General features: G+C 43.9%; 8 protein-coding genes. All 8 read right to left on the reverse strand.

What is annotated here, in order from left to right; translation table 11 throughout:
* Positions 1-195: 195 nt before the first annotated feature.
* The 8 genes from IM479_RS13340 to IM479_RS13375 all read right to left on the reverse strand — a co-directional run bounded on the left by IM479_RS13340 (position 196) and on the right by IM479_RS13375 (position 11930).
* On the reverse strand, positions 196-681 hold the full coding sequence (locus IM479_RS13340) for a hypothetical protein (RefSeq protein WP_287686104.1): 486 nt from the start codon (positions 679-681) through the stop codon (positions 196-198).
* A complete protein-coding gene (locus IM479_RS13345) occupies positions 671-1537 on the reverse strand; it encodes a hypothetical protein (protein ID WP_287686105.1) in 867 nt (288 codons plus the stop codon). The genes IM479_RS13340 and IM479_RS13345 overlap by 11 nt, the downstream gene beginning before the upstream one ends.
* Positions 1538-1579: 42 nt before the next feature.
* Complete coding sequence (locus IM479_RS13350) at positions 1580-3133, reverse strand: V-type ATP synthase subunit I domain-containing protein (protein ID WP_287686106.1); 1554 nt, start codon at positions 3131-3133, stop codon at positions 1580-1582.
* Positions 3134-3154: 21 nt separating this feature from the next.
* Positions 3155-4078, reverse strand: a complete 924-nt coding sequence (locus IM479_RS13355; protein WP_287699455.1) for a hypothetical protein — start codon at positions 4076-4078, stop codon at positions 3155-3157.
* Positions 4079-4160: 82 nt separating this feature from the next.
* Positions 4161-7430, reverse strand: coding sequence for an acetate and sugar kinases/Hsc70/actin family protein (locus IM479_RS13360; RefSeq protein ID WP_287686108.1), 3270 nt, complete (start codon positions 7428-7430; stop codon positions 4161-4163).
* 10 nt (positions 7431-7440) lie between these two features.
* Positions 7441-8946 (reverse strand): FtsZ/tubulin family protein, encoded by a 1506-nt coding sequence (locus tag IM479_RS13365; RefSeq protein ID WP_287686109.1) that lies wholly within the window; start codon positions 8944-8946, stop codon positions 7441-7443.
* Positions 8947-8969: 23 nt separating this feature from the next.
* Positions 8970-9458, reverse strand: a complete 489-nt coding sequence (locus IM479_RS13370) for a hypothetical protein (RefSeq protein ID WP_287686110.1) — start codon at positions 9456-9458, stop codon at positions 8970-8972.
* A gap of 21 nt (positions 9459-9479) precedes the next feature.
* Positions 9480-11930 (reverse strand): WD40 domain-containing protein, encoded by a 2451-nt coding sequence (locus IM479_RS13375; protein ID WP_287686111.1) that lies wholly within the window; start codon positions 11928-11930, stop codon positions 9480-9482.
* Positions 11931-12359 lie beyond the last annotated feature (429 nt).

A 12359-nucleotide genomic window follows, 5' to 3' on the forward strand; every position in this document is an offset into this window, starting at 1 on the left:
CAATTGTCTATCTTTTGGTATTAACCTATTTGTGCCTTAAGTGTCTCCCTGTATAGATTTCAGCTACTTTTAGGCGTAGGCACTCTCATCGAATTTTATTTTAAGTTAATTATTTGCATAACAATTACCGAAGAGCCATAATGATTACGTTCATGGGGAAATTTTTCGTTGTTGATTGCTAAATAGTCAGATGAGCTAAAACTCTAAAATCCCTCGCAGTTGTAATTGCCAAGTTTTTCCATCCGCTAGAGGATAGACTACCGCGTGATGGATGACGGTATAGCAATCGGAATAATTCGGATCGTAGTTCTGGAACTCGAATAGATCCTCAACGCTTTTATAGTTCCACTGGTTGATTCTAAAATATTGGCTAGGTACCAAACAATGATAGTTCCCGTCGAGGTAAACTCCATAGATACCCCGGCGCTTATTTTCTAGTACAATTGGTTCGCTCCCTCCCATTCGACGATTCGCTAGGCTTTCTTCTGTAGGAGATACTTCGATCGGGGAGTGGGAAGAGCTAGATACTGAAGGTGCTGTACTCTGGTAAGTCTGGCTCGCGGGTGGTTCAGGAGGTTTCAAAGTAGTTATGCCAGTTGGTTCTTTTTGTTCCTGAACTTTCGTATCTTTGGTTTTCCGATTGTGTTTTTCTACTTCTAAATCGGCAATTCTACCATTCATTAATTATACGGTTTTCTTGTGTAATTTTTTGCTCGATATATTTAAACTTTTCAGAGAATTTTTGGTAAAGTTCGTTGTAGACCTGATCGTAAATTTTATAATAAATTTGAGTTTCATTTGTACTCAAATTTTGAGAATTAACTTGAGAACCAGATGATGGGTTAGAAACCATTTTTGAATTGGCGTTTTCTAAATCTTCTAACTTAACTTGAATTTTGTCTAAGTTATCAAAGGCTTCGTCTAAGTGATCAAAGGCATTGTTTAGATATTCTTCTAAGGTATTTAGCTTGTGACTTTGTTCGATAAACTCATCTCTGGTGACTAAATCAGCGCGGATCTTTTGTAATGTATCGTAGGCTAATTCGGCTAGTTGAGCGTTTAATCGTTGATTCCTCCTTTTGCTCTCCTCTAACTCGGACTGAAGACGATCGATCTCCTGTTGCGCTTGCTTTTGTTGCGATCGCAATTCGTCTGCGGGATAGTTAGGATCAAAGTTGATTACTCCTTTTTTCTCTAGTCTCCACTCTGTCCCGTTTGGCATTCCCGACACCTGAGCGGCCTCTAGTAATACAAAATCCCCGTGTTCAGAAAGTTCGTATCCTTGACAGTCGAATAGAGATTTAACGGTGGCTAGATTAAATTGATTGATGCGTAGGCCGCTTTGGGGCAGTAGCCAGTAATTAGCCTCGACTAGGACTATCCAATAGTTCCCGTTTTTCTGTTCGGCTAGAGATGGCCTGTCCCTATTAGATTGAGAAGGATGAACCGCAACTTTGACCACTTTCGGGGCCAGAACTTTGGGTAGGAAATTATAAATATCCACGATTTCGGCGATCGCAAAATTTAGTTTCGTCATCTGGGTAACTTCTCTCATCACTCCTCATCGTACTCTAGCGCGCTAAAATCGTAAAACCCCTCGCTGTTGTAACTGCCAAGTTTGCCCACCCGCTAAGGGATAGACTACCGCGGGATGGATGACGGTATAGCGATCGGAATAATTCGGATCGTAGTTCTGGCACTCGAATATATCTTCAACGCTTTTATAGTTATTCTGGTTGATTCTAAAATTTTGGCTAGGTACCAAACAATGATAGTTCCCGTCGAGGTACACCTCATAGTAACCCCGACGTTTATTTTTTAGTACAATTGGATCGGTCCCTCCCATCTCGCGATTCGCTAGGCTTTCTTCTGTAGGAGATACTTCGATCAGGGATGAGGAACGAGCATCTTGATCATAATTATCTCCTCCTAGGGAGTGGGAAGAGCTAGATACTGAAGGTGATGTACTCTGGTAAGTCTGGCTCGCGGGTGGTTCAGAAGGTTTCCAAGAAGTTATGCCGGTTTCTTCTTTTGGTTCCCAAACTTTCGTATCTTTGGTTTTCCGATTGTGTTTTTCTCCTTCTAAATCGGCAATTCTATCATTAATTCTACGGTTTTCTTCTGTACTTTTTCGCTCGATATCTTTAAACTTTTTAGAGAATTTTTTGTCAATGTCTTTGTAGACTTGATTGTAAATTGTATGATAAATTTGAGTTTCATTTGGACTCCGATTCTGAGAAGCAACTTGAGTAGATGGGTTGTCTATACTTGCCTCTGGTGGGTTTCCTGCTGGGTTTGTTCCCCGATTCCAAAAAAACTTTAATACAGAAGATAGGTTTCGTATAGAAAAACTTTGACGCAATTTTTTGCGGCATCTTAACAAAAAAAATCCGCCCGCTAACAATGCTAATATAGCAACGAGAAAAGTGGTATTAGAAGAGGTTTTTTCTTTTTCTAACTGTGCTATTCGATTAGATAATTTTTGTATTTCTGGATCGATGGAAGGTTTAGTGCTTCCTTGAACGGGAGATTTTAATTGTTTAATATTATCTTCTAGTGACGTCTGTTTATCTTGAAGAAACGTCGTAATTTCCCCGACGGTAGTATCTCCAAAGTTACCATAATTATCTGGGGAGATATTTCTTTTTGTGAAAAAATCTAAGTCTTTCTGAACATTTTCAATTGCACCTCTTGTCAATCCTTGTTTAAAAGGAGTGATTACCTTTTGAGAGATTTCCTCTAAAGTGCTATCGATGTCACCCAAAATTTTCTCAATGGTTGTTTTTTCTTCACCTTGTAACTTCGATAGCTGATTTTGACGATACTCTTTTATTTTTTGCTGTAAATTTTCTATCTTTGTACTAACTTTATCACTGTTAATAATTTCCAGCTTTTTCTTGTCAGTAATCTTAATCGCTCCCTTGAGGGCATCGAGAAACTTTTGCTGTTCGGTTTTGAATTCATTGAAAGCTTTATCGATATCGCTCTGTGATTGAGGAGATTTAGCGACGGTTGCTGGGGAGGTTTGAGGGGTTGTATTTTTGGGGGAAACAGCCCCTCTTCCGCATCCGACGAGGATACTGGACACGAGTAGGAGGGATAGAGCCAATTTAGCATAGCTGATTTTTTTCATAGGATTCACCGATTTTATATATCAGAATTGTAGGATGCCGCGTTCCTCGAATTGCCAAGTTTCCCCTCCGGGTAAAGCGGAAACTCTAGCGGGTTTGAGAAGTTCAAAGTTACCCTCTAGCTGAAGATTGTTACAGTCGAAGAAGTCTTCGATCGTTTTGTAGTTGTGTTGGTTCAGTCTGAGGTTGTTACTCGGTACTAAATATTCTGTGCCGTTTTCTTTGATGATCGAATAATTGCCGCGACGATTTTTCTCGAAGATTACCCGCGAGGAAATACCAATTTCGAGCTTGCTTAAGCTTTCTTCGGTGGCGGTGACGTTGATTGCCTGTTGGGAAAAAGACTCTCGATTGTGATTATATTTTCTTGCTAGATTCGATTCTTCTAGGCTAATCGGGTTCTGAGTTTGTGGAGAGGATTCTAGACAGGTATCGATTGTTTCAGAAAAACCAGATGATGGGTTAGAAACAATTTTTCTATTGGCACGTTCGTTCACTCGAATATTGTTTTCTAAATCTCCTACTCTATTGCTAATTTTTTCAATTTCTTCTTGAGATCGAGAAAAGTTTTCTTGATTTTTTGTAGCTAACTGTTCTTGATTTTGCTCGATATTTTTAATATTACTATTGATTGATTCTAGTTGTTCTTTTAGAGTTATATCTCGCTCTAAATGTATGGTTTGTAACTTTTCTTGTAAGGAGTTTTTCAAATCCGTAAGCTCGGCTTGCAAAGGGTCGATCAAATCCCTTTTGATTTTATCAACTAAAGACTCTTCATCTTTCGTCTTGGGCTTGTTATATTTATCTTTAATACTACTTTTCTCTTCCCAAATACCTTTCGCCCAGATAATAATTTTTTGAGAGTCATTATTCAGAGGCCAGTTACATACCGTACAACTCTCTTGCCCTTCGTTATATATAGCATCACAAACTGGACAATTAGACATCATCGTTCTCCCTTAGACTTTTTGTTAAGGGGAGTAGAAAAGACCTCGCCGGTATTTTTCCTACTTCCCCTCTGGTTAGCCGTTATTTGCCAGCCCACTCCTTGCCTAAAACGCGGAGGAGTGCCTTTAATCCTAGGATAAAAGGTGGCTCGACGCGGATGTTTTCTGAATCTCCCCGAATGTAAACGAGATTCGTTCTCAGTTCTTTATGGACTTCACGCCAGAGACGATCTTTGTAACTAGACTCCAGTTCGCCATTTTTAAAAGCGGGCATGGGTTTAAGTCCCTGAATGTCGATCTCTTTCACTGCGGTGTTGAACTCGTTTAGAAAAGCGGGAACTTCCTGGAGTTGGGGCATATCGAAGCCGGTGATATTGCCTTCCAACTCCAGATAGTCTTTCCACGTAATTTTTTGACCGTTCACCTCGCAATCCTCCCCGGCGATGACTGGTTCTGGTTTTTTGCTGATAATTCCTCCTAGGGGAGTTCGGTCTAGTACCAGACCACAGGCGACTTCATCCTTGGGACGGGTGCTTAATCGGGTGATCTCGTTGGTGTCCGGGAAACCGGAGGCCTTACTCAGCATCCGACTGAAAAGTTCGTTAACTTCGGAGTGACGATCGAACCGTCCGCCGATCGCCAGCCAGTTCAACAGGCGCGAACCGTTGCCACCGATGTACACGGGGGTGATTTCCGGTCGGCTGTAGCGGTCTTTTTCGTAGAGAACCTGTAACAGAATCCCCACGTAGTAGTATAGTCCCGCCGTACCGATCGCCATCAGTCGGAGTAATCCTTGGAATTGGGGATCTTCTTCAAGAAAGTCTCTTTTCTTGAGTAAGTCATCACCCATGTTACGAAGTAATGAATCAATCTGGAAGTGGAACTCCCCCCCTTTATATCCCTGCCAGTAGCCACCTTCGCTCGCGTCTCTCCCTCCTAATAACTTCTCGGCGAGAAATCCGGGATTGAGTTCCAAGAATTGGGAGAACAGATGTCGCCCGGCTAATTGTACCGAGCATTGATGCACCAGTTGGAAGCGATCGGGGGCCTCCGTCCAGATGGAGATATCCGAGGTTCCTCCCCCTATATCGATACAGGTGCTATTGACGAGGTTGTGATCCTCCTGATCGGCGAAATACTGGGCCGTTGCCACACTTTCCGTGCGGAAATAGGTGAGATTATCCTGTTGCGGGCAAATTTGGCTGATCCCGGTTTTTGCTTGCAACTCCTCGGTTAAATCCTGCCAGTTGCGTGCGTAGCGGGTTTTATCGGCGCGGGAGAAAGCGGAAGGATAGGAGAGAGACCACTGGATTTGTTGGATGCCGTTTTTGGCTGCGAGGGCTGTGACATGAAGGGCTAAATGCTTGAGAAAAAGCCGATTGACGATGATATTTGTCCATTTGAGATCGATTTCGATCCATGGCTCATTCGCGCGCCTGCCGAAGGGACCGAGAAAATAGATCCGACCGTCGTAGATCGGGCGTTCTTTCGCTACGTTATTCGCTTTCCGGGTGGTTAACACGCTACTGAGAGGTAACGGTTTCTCTGGGGGAAAGAAGTTTTCGGGAACGAAATACTCGAACAGGGTGGGCATTCGAGTATCGGACAGTACCTCCGTCATTTTGAGATGCAGACTTTCTAAGGGAAGCGGTTCGGTTATTCCCCGGCGATTGACGTAGATATTGGTAAAAGATGTCCCAAAATCGACCCCCACTTTCCAGGAACCCTCCAGAGCGATCAATGCCGGCGTTTTCAGCAGGATTAGGCCGAGGAAGTTTTTCGATCGATCCCGACATTCGATACAGGAGGGATACTCCTCTAGTCGGGTGAGTTGATAGGAACCCTTGCCATCTTGGAAAATATGCGGTTCTTTGGCGCCGGGCAAATTCACCTGAAAAGTGCGATCAAGCGGATTCGAGGAACCGAGAAATTCCAGATCGTAGTAAAAGGCGTAATATTCCTTCCAACCCTGGGACCGGAAGTTCGGCCAGATCTCTAAAACCGGAACTTGGGTCAGGGCGTTGTCTTCCTTGATGGGATAGTCTTTAAACACCCGATAATTCTGGGGATTTCTCTCGTCATTGTTCATGCCCGATAGGGGCAGGTCTAGGGATACCCGCAGAACTGGCCCCTCACTCCCGTTGAGCGTACTGAACTGGAGCTTCCGCAGTAACTCTTCGGGGGTAAAGTAGTCCAGGAGGATCGGGTTGAGGGGCAGGAGAGGGGTGATTTCCTGTCCTTTGAACACGATCGACGGAGTGTTATCCGGCAAAAACCCCCCTGGTAGGGCATCTTCCACATCGATAAAGTGAAATTCCGGGGTAAATAGATCCTTGGACTCGATCCACCGGATATCTTTCCAGAGGATTTTCCCAGTCTGTAAATCCTTGAGGATAGATGGAGAGGCGAGGGTTTGATCCTGATAGATCCAGATATCTTGGGGCGATCGATCCCACGAGCGAGCGATTTCTGGATCGATAATCAGGAGAGGGGGAACGAGGCCGCGCTTATTCTCGCTGGCCACGACCCGCACGCAGGATTCTTTCGGTTCGGCTTTGACGGGACGATTGAGGGCGTTTAAAAGGCCTCGATTGAGAGGAACGCCGAAAAATTGGGGATTCTCGCTTAAACTCAGCCGTTGTTCCGGTTGCTCTCCCAAGCTGTTCTGAAATTCCTGTAACAGACCCCGCATCGTATTCTGGGCGATCGCTTCCCCCTGATAGCGATTTAACTCGTTATTGAGGTTCTCCAGCCAACGCCAGAGCAATGCTTTTTCACTGGCATTGAGATAACCTTGCGGCGCTTCCAAACAACGGGTCTGCCGATTCCACCAGGGCAGATTTTCCCATTTGCCCGCTTCGGAGGGAACGACGATCGTACTGGGGGAGGACATCCCCACCGATTTCCCATCCCATAAAAAGACGTAGATATCCTGCCAGGGATTTTTCGCCTCCAGAAAATAGAGGGTTTTACTGGGGGGATCGGGCCGCAGTTCGTAGAGGGAACGGGCGAAGGGGTCTTTATGGCGGAGTTCGCCCAGTTCTAGCAGTTGTGCCGAGAGGGGAAAACGTCGCATTTCGGCCAGTGCCAGGGCCGCCAACATTCCCTGCCACTGCTCGATCATCTGCCGGTGAATGGGATAGGCCTTGTTGTGAAGAGCCATTTCCATCGAGAGAGGACGGGCCCAGATGGTGGGTACGGAACTGACGCTTTTTACCTGGCCGGGGGATTTGTAATCGAGGCTGGAAGCCACATCGCCAAAGGTTTTAAAATCTTGTGCGTCCCATTTTCCCGCTTGATCGGAGGGACGGACATCGCTATCGGATTTTAATTTGGGGAGTAATAAAAACATAAGCTAAGGGCTATTGTTTGCAAAAGGTGTATAGGGCTTTGGCTAATGCGGCGATCCCGGGTTCTGCGGAATTGTCGGGTTTATAACTCTGTAGGTTTTGCATGAGAGAGGTGATCGTGTCTCTCGATTTGGTCTTATTATCGAGGGGGCGATCAAGTACCAGTTCCGCTAACTGTTCCCGTCGGAGGGACTTTTCCGGATCGCCCATCGCTTGGGTGTTGAAGAGTTGGATCTGTTCTCCCTCGATCTGGTGCAGACGGTACAGCCAGGTGAGATAATCCCGACACCAGGCACTGATCGTCTTGAGTGCCTCCTGTTGTTCGGGCCCCCCTAACCGCGTTCCCCCATTCCCTGATCCCTTACTGGGAAAGAAAGGACGTGACCAGGGCGCAAGTACCAAGCGATCGTCGTTTCTCTTCAGGATGCCGTTGAGTTCGGGTTCAAACTCGGACAGCCAACTGTAGGCGAATCGAGTCCCGTTGACGAGCGCGGGTTGGATTTCCGCTCGATCCGGCAGATCGTCCCAAATCAGCCGACCGATTTGCTCCCGGCCTATTAAAACGACTTTTTCCCCTATTTCGGCGGTATGGAGGAAAAAATACCGCGCGGCGAGGGCGCTATAGAGTTCTAGGAAGTGGGGATCATTGCGCTGGCTATTTTTGCCGACGCTAAATTCCACTTTCGAGAAGTTTTCATTTCCCAACAGAAAAACCGTATCGAAGGTCTCTTGCGCTTGGGTCATGTAATAGCGCAGGGCGGCTTCGGTATTCAGTAAAAATTGTTCGGAACGGGCGAAAATCCCGTCCGAATCTTCTCCTGGCGGCGGGGTGAAACCGAAATAGGGCAACATGAATAGACAACCGATCTTGACCCGATCTTTGACCCCGATATTTTTCAGTTTATTGGCCAGTAAACGGGCGATCGTCGGTAGTCCAGAGGCTCCAGTTCCCCCGAACATCGACCCGCAGAGAAACACTTTCGGGGCTTTTCCTGCGCCTGTGTCTGCTTGTATTTGTTTGATCAGCGCTCCCCAGGGTTCTTGATCCAATCTTTCGAGATCCACTTGGCTCATCACCGCCGAACCGATCGCCGGACGACCGCGAAAGCCTACGTCTAGGGCGACTTCCTGTTCCTCTTTGGTGTAGAGAACATCGAATAGATTACCGAGTGCGGGTTGATTTTGTTTGAGCGTGTTGTAGTTGAAAAAGGCTTTCAATTCTTTGCTGGAATTCACCCCCGCGAAGGGAGACCAGAGATCGAAGGATTCGATCTTGGTTTTCATCCAGGGATTGACTTGGCGATTATCTTGGTTCTCTTTGCCGACGATCAACTCCTGACATCGGCTGTAGATACTGAGTGCGTTTCTCGATCGCTCTAGATTCCCGTTGGTTTCGTCCGCGTCGATAAAGAGAACTTTTAACGGTTGTTCGGTAAACAGTCCCACCGAGGCGAGTTTCGTGATTGCCTCGATACATTTCGCCCCCGTTCCCCCGATGCCGATCACATACATGGCCATACTGAATTACCTCCTTTTTTTTCTTAAAATCGATCGATGATATCCCGCAGTTGATGGGATAGGGGTGGTGTGTAGATCAACAGGCCCGGGGTGCTACTGGCAGTCGGTAGCCAAAACAGGATGAGGATATCCAATACAAAAAAGAGGGCGAGGAGTAAACGCAGTTCTTCGATCGGATTGAAAAAACCGATGGCGAGACCGATACTCAAAATAGGAACGATTCCGAGAAGCCACCACCACAAGCTCCAAGCTCTGAGTTCATCCGGTCGTCTAGCGGCCGATTTCGCCGTCATCACGCACCAGAGGATTGTACAAGCGATCGACACTCCGAAAACAACCCCCGCCGCCACCATATACGCACCATTCGCCCAACTTGCCAGGGCCGCCGTTGGATCTTGAACACTGGGTGACCAAATCACTCCCGTTCTAAAAATAAAGGGTTGAACCAAGAACATGAGGATCGCACCCACAAGGGTAATAGCGATCACACGAATTATTTCACCAGGTTTCATAGTTATCTCTATCTAATGGGATTATTTCGATGGATATTTACTACAGGTTTTAGCCACTTCTGACTCTGAGCGGCTAGGATTAGAATGGTAATCAACGAGCCAGTCACAACCACTTATTAATAATTCGTGTAAGGTTGGAACTAACCATACTTCAATTTTGCCCTTATCCCCCTCGACGACAATATATCTTCCATCGGGACTGAAACTAAATCTATTAACCTTAACAAATTCGCTTGTGAATTCAGCGATTTGTTGGCGCTTAGAATAATCCCATATCTTAATAACTCGATCATCACCCACCGTAGCTAGGTACGAGCGAGCCGAACTCAGCCAGCTTGATGGATTCTCGTTAAATTGACCGAAGCCGATATCCATAATACCTTTTTGGTATCCAGTATTGAGTGGTTCAATGCTTCGACCGGATCGATCGAATAAGTAAATCTTACTATCTTCGGTTGCCGCCATCGCGATATCCCCGTTCTCATTGATATCCAAACCGCTAACACCTCCCCGGTAGTCATGAGCTTCCAATGGCACTTCTTTGGGATTCTCCAAATCAGATATATTCCATAGCTTTGCACTGTCACTTCCTACAGACACAAACTGTTGACCATCTGGACTGAAGCTCATGAACTTTACTTGTCCCTGATTAGGATCAGGCATTGATGTCGTTTGAGTGGGCTTTTTTCCCCAAAGCCAAAACATTACAGCACCTTGTTTATTACCTGTAGCGATAATCTTTTTAGAAGGGTGAATGGCAATACTTGTAATATCATTCTGTCCAGTAGGTATCGAGATAGGATATTGTACCTGTCCTACTAAATTCAAGAAATTAATCTCTCCATCTTTCTTGACAGAAACAATTTGCCCATCGCTTTCTGGCGTAAAACCAATTGCGATAGATGGAGATACTTTCTCCTCATCTTTGAAGGGAATTTTCCTTCCTTCGACAGACCATAATTGAACGATATCATTTTCGTCTAAAGTAACAATGGATAATATTTGAGGATCATTTGAATTATTGTCAGAACGCAAGGTTAAGTTTTTAAGCGATCCCCCCTCGGTCGAGAAACTTGTTTTAGTTTTAGATTTTGAAGAAAAATCCCATAGACGAGCTTGATTTTCTTGGGCGACTGTAATTAGTTTATTCTTTTTAAGATTAAAACTAGCGTTTTCTATTTCCTTGTCTTTAGGTTTTTGCTTTGAGGCATAACCTTTTAAAGAAAATCTTTTCTCTATTTCTGGTTCATTTTCTAAATCAATTTTAAGGAGTTCAAGTAAATCTTTATTTTCATAAACAACAAATAAATTGTCATCAAGAAAGTTGATTTTTAAATATGGATTTCTGTCAGGGTTTTCGTAGATATCCAACTCTTTTGGGTCAGTCAAAGAGTGATTCTCTTGATACTTCCAAAGCTTAATTTTTCCATTTTTTGCTGCTGTAGCAAGCTTCGTACCCTCTGAATTAAAGCTGATGTCAAAAGGAAATACTTGTCCGAGTTCTTCTGAAATAAGATTTTGTCCTTTTAGATTTTTTAGCTCGATCAATCCTTTTTTTCCTGCACTCGCTATTGCGATTAGTTGATTTCGTAAATTTAAACTATATACAGTTCCATTGGTATCGAAATCTTTTTCTTCATGCCCTTTTTCCACGTTCCATAGGCACACTTTATCACCACCACCAGTAACTAGGTACTTACCATCTTCAGAGAAACTAAGACTACGAATGCCCTGATTATCTCGATGACATTTAGTTAATTCGTGAATCAATGTCAATTCAGGAATTCGCAAGATTTTTACAGATCCGCTTTCCCCACCAACTGCCAGTTGTTTTCCATCAGGATTAAATTCTAGACTTATAATTTTTTTTGAATTATTATAATCTGTTATAAATTCTCCCGATAATTTCCAGAGTCGAATTTTATTATCCTCTCCACCAGTAGCGATAAAATCCTTATCTGGAGTAAAACTGACCGCTTTCATTAAGGGGTTTAGATTATTCGGATCGGGGGTGATTCGATTTTTTTCATGAATTTGAGTAACGATAGTTTGTAGAGCTAATAGAGGAGAGGAGGGAAGATTTTCTCTAAGTAAGGGAATTTTATTAAATCGAGTATTATAAATTTGATCTCCTGATTTTATTGCATTTTCTAAGGCTTCTATTTCTTGCTTGTCAAACTGATTTAAAGCCTCCATTCCTGATGCTTTCATTTGGTCTATATAGATGTAGAAAGATAATCCGAGAGAAACGATTATTCCTAGTACTACTAATCCAGAAAACAAGAGTAATCTTTTTCGACTATTCCAAGAAATTTGAATAAGAGCTACCCAATTTACGATTTTTATACGCCAACTTTCTGGTATTACGGGTAGTAACTTTGATAAATCCTTTGATAAATCTGATAAAAGAGTTTTAACTTTTGACCAGAAAGGGTCGAAAAAACCACACAATAATAGCGCGATGTTTATCAAAGATCCTACCCAGTTATTCCATGATGATGGCGAGGTCGGGGGTTTAGTCGGATTCGGGGGTTTAGTCGGATTCGGGGGTTCAGTCGAATTCGAGGTTTCAGTCGAATTCGGGTCAAGAGCTATAACGTCTTGAAGAAAGGTTTCGTAGATTCTATTGTGAATCTTTATCTCATTATTTTGGCTGACCAGTAGGCCTAAATTAATTAGTTCTTCTTGTTCTGGAGTACGACGATAACTGTCTCCACTGTTCTGTAAAATTTCCTGACAAATATTGACGTACTGACCGTTTCTATTTAGGGTCTGCTGAAAAAGTTATTGAAAAGCACAGGTCTCTTAATCAATGATTTCACTTAGCTACAAGCATAAGCTTTAGTTGTTGATTAGCTTCTAAGCTATAACTTATTGTCATCATTGACCGAGAAAAAGTGC

Source organism: Microcystis sp. M165S2, assembly GCF_020245885.1.
In the GTDB taxonomy this organism is placed as follows: Bacteria; Cyanobacteriota; Cyanobacteriia; order Cyanobacteriales; family Microcystaceae; genus Microcystis.